13 protein-coding genes are annotated in these 16,539 nt (G+C 55.5%); 1 reads left to right on the top strand and 12 read right to left on the bottom strand.

Annotation, left to right across the window (positions count from 1 at the left end):
- Both ACTG4M_RS14880 and ACTG4M_RS14875 read right to left on the bottom strand, forming a co-directional pair.
- Positions 1 to 967: flagellar hook-basal body complex protein (locus ACTG4M_RS14880; protein WP_439124453.1), on the bottom strand; the 967-nt coding region annotated here is incomplete at its 3' end.
- A gap of 104 nt (positions 968 to 1,071) precedes the next feature.
- The gene (locus ACTG4M_RS14875) at positions 1,072 to 1,899 is read right to left on the bottom strand and encodes a flagellar motor protein MotB (RefSeq protein WP_439124452.1); all 828 of its coding nucleotides are present in this window, start codon (positions 1,897 to 1,899) and stop codon (positions 1,072 to 1,074) included.
- Between the two features lie 331 nt (positions 1,900 to 2,230).
- Between ACTG4M_RS14875 and ACTG4M_RS14870 the strand changes: the two genes are divergently transcribed.
- Positions 2,231 to 3,004, top strand: coding sequence for a hypothetical protein (locus tag ACTG4M_RS14870; protein ID WP_439124451.1), 774 nt, complete (start codon positions 2,231 to 2,233; stop codon positions 3,002 to 3,004).
- Between the two features lies 1 nt (position 3,005).
- Here ACTG4M_RS14870 and ACTG4M_RS14865 read toward each other — a convergent pair whose 3' ends face one another.
- From ACTG4M_RS14865 to ACTG4M_RS14820, 10 genes are all read right to left on the bottom strand, one after another.
- Positions 3,006 to 5,114 (bottom strand): TRAP transporter permease, encoded by a 2,109-nt coding sequence (locus tag ACTG4M_RS14865; RefSeq protein WP_439124450.1) that lies wholly within the window; start codon positions 5,112 to 5,114, stop codon positions 3,006 to 3,008.
- A gap of 63 nt (positions 5,115 to 5,177) precedes the next feature.
- A complete protein-coding gene (locus tag ACTG4M_RS14860) occupies positions 5,178 to 6,188 on the bottom strand; it encodes a TAXI family TRAP transporter solute-binding subunit (RefSeq protein WP_439124449.1) in 1,011 nt (336 codons plus the stop codon).
- A gap of 120 nt (positions 6,189 to 6,308) precedes the next feature.
- A complete protein-coding gene (locus ACTG4M_RS14855; RefSeq protein WP_439124448.1) occupies positions 6,309 to 7,646 on the bottom strand; it encodes a sigma-54-dependent transcriptional regulator in 1,338 nt (445 codons plus the stop codon).
- The gene (locus ACTG4M_RS14850) at positions 7,639 to 9,393 is read right to left on the bottom strand and encodes a sensor histidine kinase (protein ID WP_439124447.1); all 1,755 of its coding nucleotides are present in this window, start codon (positions 9,391 to 9,393) and stop codon (positions 7,639 to 7,641) included. The genes ACTG4M_RS14855 and ACTG4M_RS14850 overlap by 8 nt, the downstream gene beginning before the upstream one ends.
- Before the next feature lie 52 nt (positions 9,394 to 9,445).
- Entirely contained in the window at positions 9,446 to 12,616 is a 3,171-nt protein-coding gene (locus tag ACTG4M_RS14845) for an efflux RND transporter permease subunit (protein ID WP_439124446.1), read from the bottom strand.
- A 3-nt stretch (positions 12,617 to 12,619) separates the two neighbouring features.
- Complete coding sequence (locus ACTG4M_RS14840; RefSeq protein WP_439124445.1) at positions 12,620 to 13,768, bottom strand: efflux RND transporter periplasmic adaptor subunit; 1,149 nt, start codon at positions 13,766 to 13,768, stop codon at positions 12,620 to 12,622.
- 139 nt (positions 13,769 to 13,907) lie between these two features.
- Positions 13,908 to 14,093, bottom strand: a complete 186-nt coding sequence (locus tag ACTG4M_RS14835) for an alpha/beta fold hydrolase (protein ID WP_439124444.1) — start codon at positions 14,091 to 14,093, stop codon at positions 13,908 to 13,910.
- Positions 14,094 to 14,102: 9 nt separating this feature from the next.
- Positions 14,103 to 14,798, bottom strand: coding sequence for an alpha/beta fold hydrolase (locus ACTG4M_RS14830; RefSeq protein ID WP_439124443.1), 696 nt, complete (start codon positions 14,796 to 14,798; stop codon positions 14,103 to 14,105).
- A gap of 2 nt (positions 14,799 to 14,800) precedes the next feature.
- Positions 14,801 to 15,880 carry a tartrate dehydrogenase gene (locus tag ACTG4M_RS14825; RefSeq protein ID WP_439124442.1) on the bottom strand — a complete coding sequence of 360 codons (1,080 nt, stop codon included), beginning with the start codon at positions 15,878 to 15,880 and terminating at the stop codon, positions 14,801 to 14,803.
- Between the two features lie 83 nt (positions 15,881 to 15,963).
- The coding region (locus ACTG4M_RS14820; RefSeq protein WP_439124441.1) for an isocitrate/isopropylmalate family dehydrogenase at positions 15,964 to 16,539 on the bottom strand (576 nt) is incomplete at its 5' end.

Here is a 16,539-nt window from a genome sequence, read left to right as displayed (position 1 = left end):
CTTCGACCGATGTGACCTTTCCGACCGGTGCCCCGTCACGACTGATATTGAAGGGGGCAAAAATGTCGGATAATTGCGACAGACCTTCGTTCAGACCAAGCCGTCCAATGTTGATGTCGATTGGGCCGCTTGGCGCGGTAACGGTCAGGATGCCTGTTGCGGCATCATAAGGTCCACCAGACACATCGCCAACGTCAAATAACGTGCCGCCAAGCGATCTAGCATCATCAAATTCCAGATCGTATTGCCCGAGGATGGTTCCTGGATCAGCGCTATCCACGATTTCAAGTGACCACTGGTTCGATGTTCCAGTCGCAGACACAACTGGTGTGAAGGTGACTTCGAGTGTTTCTGCCCGTCCGAGGTTGTCGTAGTACTCGATAGACTGGGTCAAGGGGTCGCCAGATGCGCCTGCCTCGGTTTGGGTCGCTGGCAAGTTGATGCCCAATTCGATCCGTGTGGTCGGTTCGCCACTGAATTGATTGACGTTAATACGCACTGGTTCAAGCGCTTCGCTTGTCGCACGGGGGTAGTTTGGAATACTGCCATCGAGGTTGGCAGGCCATCCCAACAGCATTTGACCAGATGCAGTGCGTAAATACCCGTTTGCATCTGTACGGAACGATCCAGTCGTCGTGAGGAACATCTGGGGTGTTTCAGACCCAGCCAACACTTCAGTGGCCTGAGCCACTGGAAGAAACCCACGCCCGCTGACCGCAAGGTCAGTCGCATTCGAGGTCGTCGCGATTGCACTATCCTGATCGATATACCGTTGCGTCGTCGTTCGTACGCCCCCAGCAGTGTAGGTTCCACCGCCCGACGTTACGACCATCGAATGGAAATTGGCCTCAACCCTTTTATACCCAGGGGTCTGCGAATTGGCGATGTTGTCGGAAATCGTGGCCAATCGTGTTGCGTGTGACGCAAGGCCAACAACGCCTGCGCTAAGAGATGAGGATATCGACATGAAACGCCTTTCTGGTGTGATGGCTCGTGCTTCACACAGCAGTAAGGCATGGGGTTTAACGGTGACCTAACGGATAAAAATTGATCTAATTTCCCCGCCACCGTTCAATACCGCAGATAGATGAGTTCAATGCGATTGTTTCGTGTGGCCATTAGATTATCAACCACAGGTTCACGATCTCCATAAGCTGTTACGCGCCTCAGGCGGTCAGACTCTAAGCCATATCCCGTTAAAAGGTCTGAAAACTGGAACGCGCGATCCGCTGACCAATCCCAAGCTGGATCATTAATCCGAACGACCGGAACCTTCGCAACATGTCCTTCTATTGCGATTTCGTTACTCAGCAGTTTACTTGCTTCGCGAACCGCATAGGCGATTTCACGAAGAAGCTTGGTTGGCTCTGCGTCATTGGTAAAAAGTGGTTCTTCGTCTGTGTCGAAGAATTCAAGAACCAAACCTTCGTCCGTGACGCGGGTGACTACATGGCGAAGCCACTGATCCTCAACCATACTTTCGCCACTGAGGCCTAACAAAACATCCTGCACTTCTTGAAATGCGTCGGCCTGACCACCGTCGTTTTCAGCAGAATCCGTGGACCCATTAGAGCCCTCTCCAGTCGTTTCATGCAATGAGCTTGCCCCCACACCCATACGTGGCAGGACATCAGCGGCAAAGACGCTACTACCCATGAACATGCCGTCAGACCCGCTTGATAAACGACTGATCGGGGCGGTTGGACTAAAGTAATCCGCGATGCCCTTGCGTTGTTTTTCCGTTGTTGCGTTCAACAGCCACATCAGCATGAAGAAGGCCATCATCGCGGTGACAAAGTCTGCATAAGCGACTTTCCAGGCACCACCATGGTGCCCGTCTGCGACGATCACTTTCTTCCGTTTGATAATGACTGGCGCGACATTTCTGTCGGTCGCCATACCCTACTCTCCTTACGCCCCATCGCTGGTATAGCAGGTGGGTGTAAATCTTGGCTTAACACTTAAAAATCGAGGTGTTTCTTGTTTGTATCAGGAACCAAATCGACGCTGGGAAACGAAGCCAAGTTCAGGTTTTTTTCATCCGCAATCAAACCCACCGAAAAGCATCCAGTATTTTCATCAGGTCACTGCGCTTGGGCAGTATGAAATTTGAGGGCAGAATAATTCCCATATTTCCTAGTGGGCAAGAGAACAATCATTGGCAATGCGCTGGTACTCCTTGAAATCCAGCGCCGCTGAAACAGGTAACTCGTTAATGTAGGAGACGAAGATGCGGAATTGTGTGATCTGTGCTGGGTTGGCAATTGCCGCAACGTTCGGAAGCACGGCGCAGGCGGACATCTATCACCGCGAAACCATCCCTAATTTTCGCGCAGTGAGCATTGCATATGACGCATTGGTTTGTGGCATCTGGGTCGCCAACGAAAGCAACGAAGTCATCCTGCTGTCCACCTTTGGGAAAGAGCTTAGGCGTTTCGACACTAGCATGCGCATGGTTCGCAGTCTGACGGTCGAGGAAGACGGTATTCTCATCGCCAATGGATGGGGCGAATTTCGCCGTCTTGACCGGGAAGGTCGGCCGATCGACGCGCCCTTCCGGCTAAGCGATACTCTGTATGACACCGAAGGTCTGCATCGCGATGCAGACGGCAGTTTTTTGGTCGTCGAAGATGATCCCTCACGCGTGATGCGCATTGCGCCCGATGGCGGTGTCATTATGGAGTTGTTCGGCGACAGTTTTGACCCGCCGATGACAGAACCTCAGGGTGTGACCCGCGACCCCTACTCGGGCAACATTCTAGTGGTCGACGACAATGAAGGCCTTAACAGCTTGTTTGAACTTGCTCCGGACGGCCGAGTTTTGTCAGTCTCGCCCTTGTCGGAATTCGGACGCGACGCTGAAGGTGTGGCGCTGCAACCGGAAACCGGAACACTGTATGTCGGTTTCGATAGTGGCAACGCGTTGGCGATATTCGATTGGATCCCGACCGAAATCACAATCGACAAACCCTTGGACCGCGGCCCCGATTGCGCTTATTCGTAACTTAAGACTTAGCCGCCACCATAGACGCGGCCCCAAAACGCACGTTAACGACCAGCAAGGTGATCACGGCAACAACGCCAATGATATTGCCGATAAACGCGGCAGGCCAAAGGCAGGCAAACCCGGCTGCAAGGCACGCCAAACGCATTACAATTCCGAACGGACGCTCCATACAGCCCTGAATACCTGCTGATAGCGCGTAGACACCAAACACTGCGAACAGGAAAACCTGAATCATCGCGGGCCAATCACCGGATAGAAAAGGTGTGTACGCAAACAGAACCGGCACGATGTACAATCCCTTGGCTAATTTCCAGCTCGCGACCCCAGTGGCCATCGCTGGTGCTTTTGCAATGGCGGCTGCTGTGAATGCTGCAAGGGCGACAGGTGGCGTGACGTTACTATCCTGCGAAAGCCAAAAGATAATCATATGCGCCGAGAGAACGGCACTTGTCGCAATCGCAGGCGGCACAACCAAATCGCGCAGTGGCGCAGCAATCTCGAGCGGCAGACCCTGTATCAATCCGGCGGCTTCGGCATAGGTCAATTCACGACTGAGCATCTCAACCTGTTCCGGGACCCCGAACATCAGCACCGCTTTTGCCGCTTCGGGCAAAGCGCCCGACGCCAATTGCGAGATCACGAATTGGTCGCTGATCATACCGGACAAGGCAGGGGCCGACAGGGTCGCAAGCACAATGTAAGCAGCGGTCACTGGCAGACCCATCCCAAGAATGAGGCTGGCCAACGCGATCAAGACCAGCGCAATAAGGATATTGCCGCCTGCCCAGCTTGCAATCATCAGGCTGAACGTGTTGCCAACACCCGCAGTGGCAATCACGTTCACGATGAGGCCAACAGAACATAATAGAACCGCCGTCAGAACCATGCCCTTGGTACCCATCACGAACGCTTCAAACGTGGCCCTAAGGCCCATCGGGTTCTTGGTCAGCCAACTTGATCCGATCACGGCGATGATCCCAAAAACCGCAGCATAGGTCGGCGTAAAACCAATCACCAACAGAGTGATCAATGTACAGATCGGCAGGAAAAAGCTCGCACCACCCTCTTTGAAGGCCGTCCAGAGTGTCTGGCCCTCATCCGGCATCGGCTCAAGATTGTTGCGGCGCGCCTCGATGCGGACAAAAAAGGCAACCGATAGGAAATAAAGCAACGCGGGAAGCGCAGCGACTGCAACGATTGTCTCGTAGGGTATCTGCGTAAAACTCGCCATCACAAAGGCACCGGCCCCCATGATTGGCGGCATCAATTGCCCACCGGTCGAGGCCGCTGCTTCGACGCCGCCTGCAAATTTTGGCTGAAACCCTGCGCGCTTCATGAGCGGAATGGTAATCACACCTGTCGATGCAGTATTGGCAACGGCAGAGCCTGAAATGGTGCCCGTCAGTCCAGATGCGATGACCGCGACGATACCGGGGCCGCCGACCATCTTGCCTGCCACGGCGCGTGCCATGTTGATCACGAATTCGCCTGCCCCAGAGCGTAACAGGAATGCACCGAAAATAATGAACAAGAAGACGTAGGTTGACGAGATCCGGGCAATGGTGCCGAACATCGCGTCATCACCAAAGATCGACCGGAACGCGACAGTTTCAACGCTCAATCCTGGAAACGAGAAGACCCCACCAACGTATTGCCCCCAGAACGCGACATAGCTGAGAGACAGAATGATCAAAATAGGAATGATCACACCAGCAACACGCCGGGTCAGTTCGATCGCACCGAGGATACAAATACTGATGGCGATCCAATCCATCGGGGCGAGTTTGACACCCCTGTCATAGATCGCGTTTTCGGCAAAGGTCAGCCAAACTGCTGACGCTGCAACAGCTATCGCAATCAACAAATCAATGACAATCGGCGAGGTCTTCCCAGACGATCCGCGCCACATCGGATATAGGATGGCCGCTAGTGCGGCAAAGCCAGCAAAGTGAAATCCGTTTCGCTGCAATTCAGACAGTACAGGATCAAAGGCGACGTAGATATGCCCGATTGCGATCAAAAAGCAGACCACCGACAACGCGATGTCAGCCGATCCTGTGAAGGACCGCAGACGTCCTCCGTCTTCGTCTTCTTCGCTCTGTGCCATTGCCCCACCCGATCTTGGTTGGCCAGCCCGCAGGGTTCTACGGGCTGCCCAGGTTTAAGTGGTTTATTGAGCGATCAGACGCTCAGGCACATCCAAACCGGCTTCCTGGTAGAACTTCAGCGCGCCGGGGTGCAGCGGCAAAGGCAGGCCAGCGATCGCACGCTCGAGTGCCATAGCTTTGGTAGCCGGGTGAATGGCCTGCAGGAATGGCAGGTTTTCGTACATTGCCTTGGTGATTTCATAGACATGGTCGTCCGGAAGATCGGCACTGGTGGCCAAGAAGTTCGGCTGCGCGATTGTCTGCACATCCGCGTCTTGACCTGGATAGGTACCCGCCGGAATTGTGAACGGTGTCCAAAGACCACGATCGCCGTCGCCCATCGCCATTTCTTCTTCAGTGAAGTTCAGCAATGTGACCGAGTCACCCGCTGACGCCATCAACTGGCTGATCGCACCAACCGGGATACCGGCTGGAATACCAACGCCCTTGACCTGACCGTTTTGCAGCGCTTCGGCTGATGGACCGTAACCGCCAAACACCAGTTCGTAGTCTGTGTTAATGTCGATGCCAAACCCGGACAGGATCGCGGCATTCGAACCAATGGTTCCAGAGTTCTGGCTTCCCATCGCCATGCCTTCGCCCTTAAGCGCAACCATGTCGGCCATTGTGCCCGTAGTCGCCGCATCGGACGCGACAATGTAGTGCTCGACGTTCTGCCATAGCATGGAGACCGAACGCAGATTTTCTTGCGGACCTACTTCGGCCAGTGGGCCAGTGCCGGTCGCCGCGTAATAACCATAAAGGCCCTGCATGATTCCGAACTGAGCTTCGCCTTCGCGCAGCAAGCGCACATTTTCACCGGAACCGGCCGAGCTGATGGCTGCCATGCCGATTTTCTGCTTCGGTTCAAGCTTGACCTTAACCAGCGTCGCAAGCGCAACGCCCACAGGGTAATACGTCCCGCCAGTCGATGCTGTTGCCAGAATATAGTTCGCGCCTTCATCCTGAGCCTGAACGGCTACACCCGACAACGCGATTGTCGCGGCCAGAGCCGCGGTCTTAAAATGTTTCATGATGTCCTCCCACTAAGTGCACTTTTACAGCGCTAGACACACCATAAGCATAGGATTCAAATTCTGATAGGAAACATTCCGCAGGTTAGCGACAACACCGCCTGCGGAAACCCGCAGGCATCAATCAAGCAACTTTGATTTTTCGAGACCCAGCTTAACGATCTTATCGTTCAGGGTGCGCCGCCCAATGCCCAGCGCCTCCGCCACCGCATCCATACGTCCGCCATGGTTGGAAATCGCCTGCGAAATCAACGTCTTTTCAAACCGAGCAACGGCTTCGCGCAAGGTTGCCGGCACATCGTCAATCAGATCATCAGTGCGCAACGCCTCGGCCACGGATCCGCCACCACGCCTCGCTGCAAGCACACGGCGCTCCGCTACATGACGGAGTTCACGCACATTTCCGGGCCACGCATGCGCTAGCAATGCAGCAGCATCTTCGGAAGTCATTTCGATTGGGCTGATTTCATAGGTCTCGCAGAACTGTGCTACGAAATGTTCATACAGCATCACGATATCTTCCCCACGGTCGATCAGCCGGGGCAGGTTCAATTCAAATGTATTAAGACGAAACAGAAAATCCGCCCGAAACGTCCCTGCATCAACAAGTGGAACAAGGTCTTCATTCGTAGCCGCCACGATCCGTACATCAGTTTGCACATCGTCATCAGTGCCCACCGGTTGGATCACCCCAGTTTCCAGCGCACGCAACAACTTAACTTGAACCCCAACAGGACATGCTGCCACTTCGTCCAGAAACAATGTGCCGCCATCGGCCTTGCGAAAACTGCCAAGCATCGTGTCTGCTGTACCAAAGACCTGTTCTTCGACACGGTCCGGCGCAAGCATTGCGCAATTAATCGCGACGAACTCTTTGTCTCGACGCGGGCCCAATCGGTGCAAAGCCCGGGCAACCAGCTCTTTGCCCGTTCCGGTTTCACCTGTGATCAGAACCGGCGCTTCCGATAGAGCAAGATCAACCGCTTCGGCCCTCAATTCGACCACGCGGAGGTTGTTGCCCAAAAGAACCCGGTCGAGCCCAGACAAGGATACAAGCTGTTCGCGCATCCGCTTGGTCATGTCTGACAAACGATGCTGCTCTGCCGCATGTCGGAGCACGGTCAACAGCCGTCTTGGCTCAAACGGCTTTTCCAAAAAGGAGTACGCACCGTTCTGAATGGCATCCACCGCCATCGGGATATCGCCATGTGCCGAGATCAAAACCAAAGGTGGCGATAGACGTTTTGACATCTCGTCCAGCAATTCCAAGCCTGACATTCCCGGCATGCGCACATCCGACAACACCACATCGGGCGCAGTTGCATCCAACCGAGACAAAGCCATCTGTGCGCTGCCAAACGCATCGACCGACCAGCCCGAGCGTTCGAGCAAGACCGCAAGCGATTGGCGCATCTCTGTATCGTCGTCGACAATCAGAACCCTGAAGGTTTCAGGCATTGGCGACATCCACAATAGAAAGGGTAATCACAAAAACTGCACCACCATCTGCGCCGTTTTCGGCATAAAGCGTACCGCCCATTTCGTTGATGATCTGGCCCGAGATGGCAAGGCCAAGTCCCATTCCTTTGCCCGAGGGCTTTGTACTAAAAAACGGCTTACTTAGGTCAGCAATGTTGAGGTCACCCAATCCGTGTCCATTGTCAGAAACCGTCAGAACAACTGATCCATCTTTTTCGTGCATCGATAAATGCAGAATACCCGCGTCCTGCCCCTCCGTGGCATCAATCCCATTGCGCAGCAGATTGACGATCACCTGTTCGAAACGCTCTGGGCGGCCACGTACTGTTATAGTCTGGTCAGGCATGTGGATGTTCAGATCAATGCCGGCCTTGCGCGCCGTGTGTTGGACCAATTGAACCGCCGCATGGATCGTGTGCTGCACCGGAAATGTTGTCGTATCAGACGCAGATGTCCTGCCGAACAACCGCAACTGATCCACGATCCGCTGCATTCGGTCAACCAGCCCTGACAACTGCGGCCAAAGTGCGTTGGGTTGCGCATCTGCAGCAATTTCTTCGGCAACAAGGTAGTTGCGCATCGCTGAGATTGGCTGACCCAATTCATGGGTGATTGACGCGGACAATTGCCCAAGCGCAGCCAACTGTTCTTTCTGAGCCAACTCAGAACGGGCCGACTCCAGCTTTTTCTCGGCAATGCGCCGCTCTTCGATCTCGCGGGTGAGGCGTTGACGGTCGGCATTCGAAAGCGACAAAGCACTCCGCAGTTGCGCAGCGCGATAGACGGACGCAGCGACAGTCAAAAGCAACAGGGTCATCAACCCACCAGCCACATACAACAACGCCTGTCTCCGCGAATTGCGTACTTCGGACAACAAATGAAGCGACCAATCCTCTTGCTCAAGATAAGCCTTTGTCCAGACATAAGCTGTGCCATCCAACCGCGCACGTCGTGCGCTTTCTGGCGTCCAGTTCAATGAAAACAGCGTTTTATCCCCGAATTGCTGTTGCTCTTCTAGGGTTTGGCGATCCACGTCAGAGAGCGGCGACATGTAGCCATAGATCAGATCGGGATCAGAGCTCGCCAACACCACGCCCTGCTCATCGGCGACTAGCACCAGTTCACCATTGCCCGATAACGCTCGGCTTAGATCATTGAAACCAATTTTAACCGTGACCACACCTTGGATCGTACCAGCCGCATCGCGCACGGGTTCAGCGATAAAATATCCGGGTCGACCGGTCGTCACCCCAACCGCGTAGAACCGACCGGCACCACCTGCGACAGCATCCCGGAAATATGGGCGAAACGTGTAGTAATTTCCGACAAGGCTATCAGTATCGCGATAATTCGAAGACGCCACCGTCTTACCGTTCAGATCCATCACATAGACAAATTCGGCCCCAGCACGTGTCGCAATGTCGTCCAGTATAGGGTTAAGTTCTGCCGTGTTACCCGTAACCAGAGCATCCAGCGTGCTTTCGTCGATCGACAAGACGTAGGGCAAATGCTCAAGCCGCGTCAGAGCGTCATCGATGGAAGACGCGAAGAACTGCGCACGCTCTGGTGTTTGCGCCGCTTCAGATCGCAGGAAGTAAGCTGCAAGCGCGAGATAGCTGGCGATGGCAATTACGCAGAGGCCAACAACACCCGCCAAGAGATACAAACCTCGCCTTGGCGCTCGGTCACTCGAAATAGGGTTAGGGCGTGCAAGCGTGTCTGTCATTCTTCGGTCTATACCGAAGGATGACCCGCAAAGTCAGCGATAAATGACACCTTTACTCTGCTGCGATGGGCTCCGGCCCTGCATCTGCCTCGACCGGGCGCGCTGACAGAACCAGACGCAGCAGTGGTGGCACGGTCAGCAGTGTGAGGAATGCCGACATCGCCAAACCGCCCACCACAACCGCGCCCAAACCACGATAAAGTTCAGACCCTGCGCCGGGGAACAGGACCAGGGGCAGCATTCCACAGACCGATGTGAGTGTGGACATAAAGATCGGCCGGATTCGATTGCGCGTCGCTTCCTCAATCGCGTCAATGGGCGACATGCCTTCCTCGCGAAGGTGGTAAAGAGATTGGTGCACAATCAGGATCGCATTGTTCACCACAATCCCGACCAAGATCACAAATCCCAGCAGCGTCAGCATATCCAGAGGTTGCGTACCCACCATGTTCAGCACGGCCAATCCGCCGACTCCACCAGCCGCAGCAACCGGAACGGAAATCATAACAACCAGAGGCAAGACAAAGGATTCAAATAACACAGCCATAACGAGGAAGACAATCACCATCGCCACGGCGAGGTTGATCTGAATGGCATTCCACGTCTGGGAAAGCTGGTCCGCCGTGCCTGACACTGACATGCGCACACCGGGCGGTAAGCCCTGCTCTTCCAACGCAGCGATCACTTCGGTTTCCAACAGCTCCACCGCTGCCTCGAGGGGCAATCCATCAGACGGGCGGACCTCAAGCGTAATTGTGCGTAAACGTTCCAGATGGCGGATTTCAGTTGGCCCCGCCGTCACTCTGACCTCGGCCAGTTCTGACACTGGAACGATGCGGCCCGTGGGCGTGACAACCGGGAAGCTACCCACATCTTGCGTGCGCAATCCGCTCAGGATGGTGCTGTCACCTTTGAGCGTCAAATCCAGCCGACGGTTGCCTACGTTGATTTCCGCAACCCGCAATCCATCGTTGAAAGCATCGACTGTCGCAGCCAAGTCTTGAGTCGTCAGCCCAGCATCTGCCAAACGAATCCGGTCTGGGATCAGACGCACTTCGGGTGCGCCCAATTCAAGACCGGGGATGGGGCGAAACTGATGGCCTTCGGATCGTGGCAAAAGCTGCCCGATTGTCCCGGCTGCCTGACCAGCGACGCGCAGAATGTCCTCAAGCTCGTCGCCTGAGATATTCACTTCGATGGTTCGGCCGCCCCCAACGCCCCGCCCGAATAGCGACGGCTGGGTCATAAAGCCAAAAGTGCCCGGCTCTGCAAAGATCGGTCGCGACAGAATCGGGATCACGTCGGCCACGCGGCTACCATCAACCGTGGCCGCACCAACAAAGCTGTTTCCCGGTGTCGCAACAAAGAAAAACGAATCCAAAGCCGGTTGCCCTTCGGCAGTTTCCGTATCCGGTGCGGCATCCCACATCGGACGGGCCACAGCTTCGATCCGTTGTGCAATAGTCTCGGTTGTTTCAAGGTTGTAACCGGGTGGCGGGATGATCAAGCCGAACACGAGGTTCCGGTTGCCTTCGGGCAGGTACTCAAGCTTGGGCAGAAACGTCCAAGCCGCCACCGCCGCACCGGTGCCGATCACAGCCACCATCAGCAGTCCAGCCGTACGGAAACGCACGGTGAACCGTACGTATTTCATAATCAGCCACGTGAAGCCGCGTCCAAAATGATCGATGCCAGGAAGCGGCAATTTCTTTGTCTCGCCACTTTTTAGCAAACGGCTGGACAAAGCTGGGATCACAGTCACAGCAACAACCAGTGACAACAGAACAGACACAGAAATCGCGACCGCGATATCGCGGAACAATTGCCCCGCCTCCAACTGCATCACGAGGATCGGAATAAAGACCATCACCGTGGTCAGGGCAGACACCAGGATCGCACCCCAAACCTGCTTTGCGCCGATATACGCCGCCTCGCGCCGCGACTTACCTTCTTCCCGCAATCGAAAGATGTTTTCGAGGACTACAATCGCCGCGTCGACGATCATGCCGACCGCAAAAGCAATGCCGGCAAGAGAGATCACGTTCAACGTTCGGCCAGTGACCGCCATTGCCACAAATGTCGCCACGATCGAGACAGGGATCGCCATACTGATGACCAGTGTCGCACGTGGGCTACGAAGAAAAATCAATAGAACGCAGGCGGCCAAAAGACCACCGATCCAGATGTTCTGCGTCACCAGATCAATCGCGCCTTCGATATAGATCGTCTCGTCGTAGACCTGTTCGAGGGTCAGACCATTGGCGGCAACTGGTCCGGTCTCAAGTTCGGCAATGACAGATTTGACTTCTTCCATGGTCGAGATGACATTGGCACCCTGTTCGCGCACGATATTGAACGCCAGCGCCGGTTCCCCTCGGAAGCGAAGTCGCGTGGCGTTCTCTTTGTAGGCGAAATCGACATTCGCCACATCTCCAACGCGTACACGGCCCAGCGCACCATTGGTGCCAAGGCTCTGGCTGCGCAAGACAACGCTGTTGATGGCCTCGATGGTGTTCAGATTGCCATCAGCACGCACGGTGTAGCGGCGTTTGCCTTCCTCCACATCGCCAGCGGAGATACTGATGTTTTCGGCACGAAGGCGCTGTACGACGGCGGGAATGGTCAGACCCAGCCGCGCCAATTCTTCAGGACGGATCACAATCTGTAATTCTCGGGAGACACCACCAAAAACATTAACCGTGGACACGCCGTTGACCCGCTCAAGCCGTTCCTTGACGACGTCTTCGACAAAATCACCGAACTCTGGCAAAGGCCGGGTATTGCCTTCAAGCCCGCGCACCATAACCCAAGCAATTGGGCTATCGTCCGACCCAGATGTGTTGAGCGTCGGTTCTCCGGCCTCACTTGGGTATCCACCAACGCGGTCAAGGCGGTTCGAAACCAGCAATAGAATATCGCCCATGTCCGACCCGATGGCGAATTCGAGCGTGACCGACGCCTGACCGGTGCGGGCTCGGCTTGTCATGATTTCAAGCCCTTCAAGACCTCGGAACGCATCCTCCTGTGGATTAATAATCTCGCGTTCGATTTCCGCTGGTGCCGCGCCAAGCCATGTGGTTTCGACAACCACCACCGGTTTGCGCACATCGGGTGCAAGCTGAACCGGAATACGGCTCAAGGCCAAAGCACCAAACAGGACCGCCATGATCACAACAGCGATCACGGCGATGGGGCGTTCTATGGAAGCGCGTATCAAGTCCATGGGTTAGCCATTGCTTTCGTTTGTATCTGCTGGCGCATCAGCAGCAGCGGGCGCGCCTTGGGGTGGTCCAGAGGGCGCGATGCCTTGGCCGGGGCGCAAGCGCTCATTGCCACGCACAACCACTTCGTCACCGTCGGACAACCCTGACAGCACCTCGAAGGAATTGTTCAGCGCAGCACCAATCTGCACGGTCCGGGGCATTGCTTTGCCATCGTCGTTAATGAATACGCTCCATCCCCCTTGCGCCTGCACAAGCGCGTCTTTTGGAACGACCAAAACCTCTCGGGGTGCACTGATCGGCACGTCAAGCGTGACCGTCTGGCCTACAGCGATGGCCGCATCGTGGTCAGCTAATGCAAACCGCACCGGACGTGTGCGCGTAGCAGCAAACTCGGTCGGAAGGATCGCCCGCAGCACGAGGCTAACGGTATCACCAATGTCTGTAGTGGCCGTCACGGTTTGATCTGCACGCAGTGCACTGACAAACCGCGCAGGCACATTGGCTTCTATCTCAAGCGCGGCGGTGTCGATCAGTGTTGCAACTTGGCTTCCAGCGGGGATGAACTGACCCACTTCGGTCGCGACATTTAAAATTACTGCATCGAATGGTGCACGCACAACCGCGTTATCCAATCGATAACGCGCCTGTTCCAGCGCGTTGCGGGATGCTTGAATGCGTGCCTGCGCCTCCTGTTGCGCGCCGCGTGCTTCCGCGAAGTCACTTGCACGCTCTTCAAGCTGGGCTTCTGCAATGGTGGAGTTCTGGCGAAGCGTTTCTGCACGACGAAACGCTTTTTCGGCACGATCAAGTCGCGCCTCAGAAACAGAAATACCAGCCTGTGCAATCGCGATTTGAGCCTCGGCTTGGGCCAATTCGATCTCGAGCAGTTCTGTATCCAAACGCGCAAGCACATCACCGTGCGCAACTTGGTCACCGACACGGATGGGCACTTCTTGCGCGACACCTCCTACGCGGGCTGCAACAGCGCTTTCACGACCTGCAACCACCTCACCGAACACCGACACGGTTTCCGCCATCGTGTTTGTCGTAACAATAGCCGTAGAGACCCCGGCAGGGCGCCCCTGCGCGACGACCAAAGCCGGACACGCGATCATGACAATGAACATGGCACAACGAACAAGAACGCGCATTGCAGCTCTCCTTTACATGTCGGCTACATGCCGCATCGTAGAAGATAGCGCATATTTGCCGAAAGACAGGCTCTTGCGAGCATTACAGCGCGCTGTTGACCGATCTTGAAGGCGAATGCCACAGAAACCGGCAGTCTCGTCACTCTTTGAGAAAAGCGATTAGTTCGGCAAACAACGCATCAGGGGACTCCTCAGGAATGGCATGCCCGCAGGGCAATTCCACGCCGCGCACGGAATGCGCTTTTTCCCGCCATGTCTGCACAACGTCATAGGTCTGACCAACAACGCCCTGTGCGCCCCAGATCGCCAAGACCGGCGCATCCACGCGCCTGTTTTAGTCAGCCCGATCATGCTCAAGATCAATCGTCGCCGCGGCGCGATAGTCTTCGCAGATCGCATGTATGGTGTTGGGGTCACGGTAACAGCGCAGGTACTCGGCCATTACATCGTCCGAGACCGCACCCGGCGTTTTGACTTGTCCACCGATGTGACGGCGCAAGAAGTATTCTGGATCCGAACCAATCATACGTTCCGGCAGTTCTTCGGGCTGGATGAGAAAGAACCACCAGAAGTAACGCGTGGCAAAATCCTGATCAGTGCGATCGTACATTGTCAGCGTTGGCGCGATATCGAGCACCACCAACCGGTCGACGGCTTCCGGATGATCAAGCGCCATCCTGTGGGCAACGCGCCCGCCACGATCATGGCCGACGACGGTAAACCGGGGATGACCAAGCGCTCGCATCAGTCGGACTTGGTCTTTCGCCATCTCGCGTTTTGAGTATGGGTGGTGTGGCGCGTGGCTTTCGACCTTGTCGCTGTCGCCATAACCACGCAGATCGGCCGCGACCACGGTATACCCAGCCTGAACAAGATCAGTGGCGATCTTGCGCCAAACTATGTGGGTTTGCGGATGTCCGTGCAGCAACAAGATTGCAGGGCCTTCCCCTGCTAAGGCAAAACGGATGCTGACCCCGTTTACGACTTTGTCACAAAGATCAAACCCATCCAAAAAGTGCGAAGGTGCCACGCTTAGACCCCATCAAGCAGCGCATCCGCAATCGCCTGTCCACAGGTCACCGTATCCGCCTTACCGCCAAGATCAGCTGTGCGTAGTGCATCTTCTGCCAGAACTGCTTCGATCGCACGCACGACCGCGGATGCCGCTTCGGGCTGACCAAGATGATCGAGCATCATGGACGCCGCCCAAATCTGACCCACTGGGTTCGCGACTCCTTTACCTGCGATGTCGGGTGCCGATCCATGCACCGGTTCGAACAGCGACGGAAACTTTCCTTCGGGATTGATATTGCCGGATGGCGCGATCCCAATTGTACCGGTGCACGCAGGGCCCAGATCAGACAAGATGTCACCAAAGAGGTTGGATGCGACAACCACATCGAACCAGTCGGGATGCAGTACGAACTGCGCAGTCAGAATGTCGATATGGTACTTGTCGAACTTTACATCCGGATAGCCGGTGGCCATCGCTTCGACGCGTTCATCCCAATAGGGCATGGTGATGGAAATGCCATTCGATTTGGTCGCTGAGGTAAGATGACCACTGCGGGTTTGCGCCAAGTCGAACGCGTATTTCAGAATCCGATCTACGCCAACGCGGCTCATCACAGTTTCCTGCATGACGACTTCGCGGTCGGTTCCAGGGAACATACGCCCGCCAATCGACGAATACTCACCTTCGGTGTTTTCCCGGACGATCATCATGTCGATATCGCCCGGATTGCGACCTGCCAAAGGTAGCGGCACGCCCGGCATTGCGCGTGCTGGACGCAGGCTGACATACTGGTCGAATTCCCGGCGGAATTGGATCAACGATCCCCAAAGCGAGACATGGTCGGGCACAATTTCAGGCCAGCCCACTGCGCCAAAAAATATAGCGTCACTGTCCGAAAGCTGAACCTTCCAATCCGGTGGCAGCATTTCACCATGTTTGACGTAGTAATCCGCACTTGAGAAATCGTGCTCTTGGAAATCGAAACCAAGGTCAAACCGTTTCTGAACAGCCTGCAAAAGGCGCACGCCTTCTGGGGTGGTTTCGGTGCCTATCCCATCGCCGGGAATGACCGCAATCTTGTAACTGTTCTGTGTCATGGGTCAGATTGCCTTAACTCTTACGACCGCGCCACAGAATGCAGCGCCTGTCTTGGTTTCATTCAATTGCTGCCACTGAGCACCTAGGTGTTTTCGCCACGTATTGCCTGGCAGACGGCATCGGTGACCTCTTTGGTGGTTGCTGTACCACCGACATCCGGGGTCAGAATGCCCTCAGCGCAGACCTTTTCCACCGCGCGCATAAGCCGGGCCGACGCGTCTGCTTCACCCAGATGGTCAAGCATCTGGCTTGCAGTCCAGAACGTGGCGACAGGGTTGGCAATGCCCTTACCCGCAATGTCAAAGGCAGAGCCATGAATCGGCTCGAACATTGAAGGAAACCGACGCTCTGGGTCGATATTCGCGGTTGGGGCCACGCCCAGAGACCCAGCCAACGCACCAGCGAGATCGGATAAAATATCTGCATGCAGGTTGGTTGCCACAATCGTATCCAGCGATTGCGGATCTTTGACCATGCGCACGGTCATCGCATCGACCAGCATTTTGTCCCATGTCACATCCGGGAATTCCTGTGCGACCTCGGCCGCGATTTCGTCCCACATGACCATGCCGAACCTCTGCGCGTTCGACTTGGTCACGACGGTGAGGAATTTACGCGGCCGCGACTGCGCCAGTTCGAACGCATAGCGCATGATCCG

Origin of the sequence: Marivita sp. (assembly GCF_965656765.1) — a bacterium.
Lineage (GTDB): Bacteria > Pseudomonadota > Alphaproteobacteria > Rhodobacterales > Rhodobacteraceae > Marivita.
This window is presented reverse-complemented; position numbering and strand designations above follow the sequence as displayed.

Coding starts and splice junctions, on each gene's coding strand:
- ACTG4M_RS14870 (WP_439124451.1), top strand. CDS start 2,231: ATGCGGAATTGTGTGATCTGTGCTGGGTTGGCAATTGCCGCAACGTTC.
- ACTG4M_RS14840 (WP_439124445.1), bottom strand. CDS start 13,768: ATGCGCGTTCTTGTTCGTTGTGCCATGTTCATTGTCATGATCGCGTGT.
- ACTG4M_RS14875 (WP_439124452.1), bottom strand. CDS start 1,899: ATGGCGACCGACAGAAATGTCGCGCCAGTCATTATCAAACGGAAGAAA.
- ACTG4M_RS14850 (WP_439124447.1), bottom strand. CDS start 9,393: ATGACAGACACGCTTGCACGCCCTAACCCTATTTCGAGTGACCGAGCG.
- ACTG4M_RS14865 (WP_439124450.1), bottom strand. CDS start 5,114: ATGGCACAGAGCGAAGAAGACGAAGACGGAGGACGTCTGCGGTCCTTC.
- ACTG4M_RS14825 (WP_439124442.1), bottom strand. CDS start 15,880: ATGACACAGAACAGTTACAAGATTGCGGTCATTCCCGGCGATGGGATA.
- ACTG4M_RS14855 (WP_439124448.1), bottom strand. CDS start 7,646: ATGCCTGAAACCTTCAGGGTTCTGATTGTCGACGACGATACAGAGATG.
- ACTG4M_RS14860 (WP_439124449.1), bottom strand. CDS start 6,188: ATGAAACATTTTAAGACCGCGGCTCTGGCCGCGACAATCGCGTTGTCG.
- ACTG4M_RS14845 (WP_439124446.1), bottom strand. CDS start 12,616: ATGGACTTGATACGCGCTTCCATAGAACGCCCCATCGCCGTGATCGCT.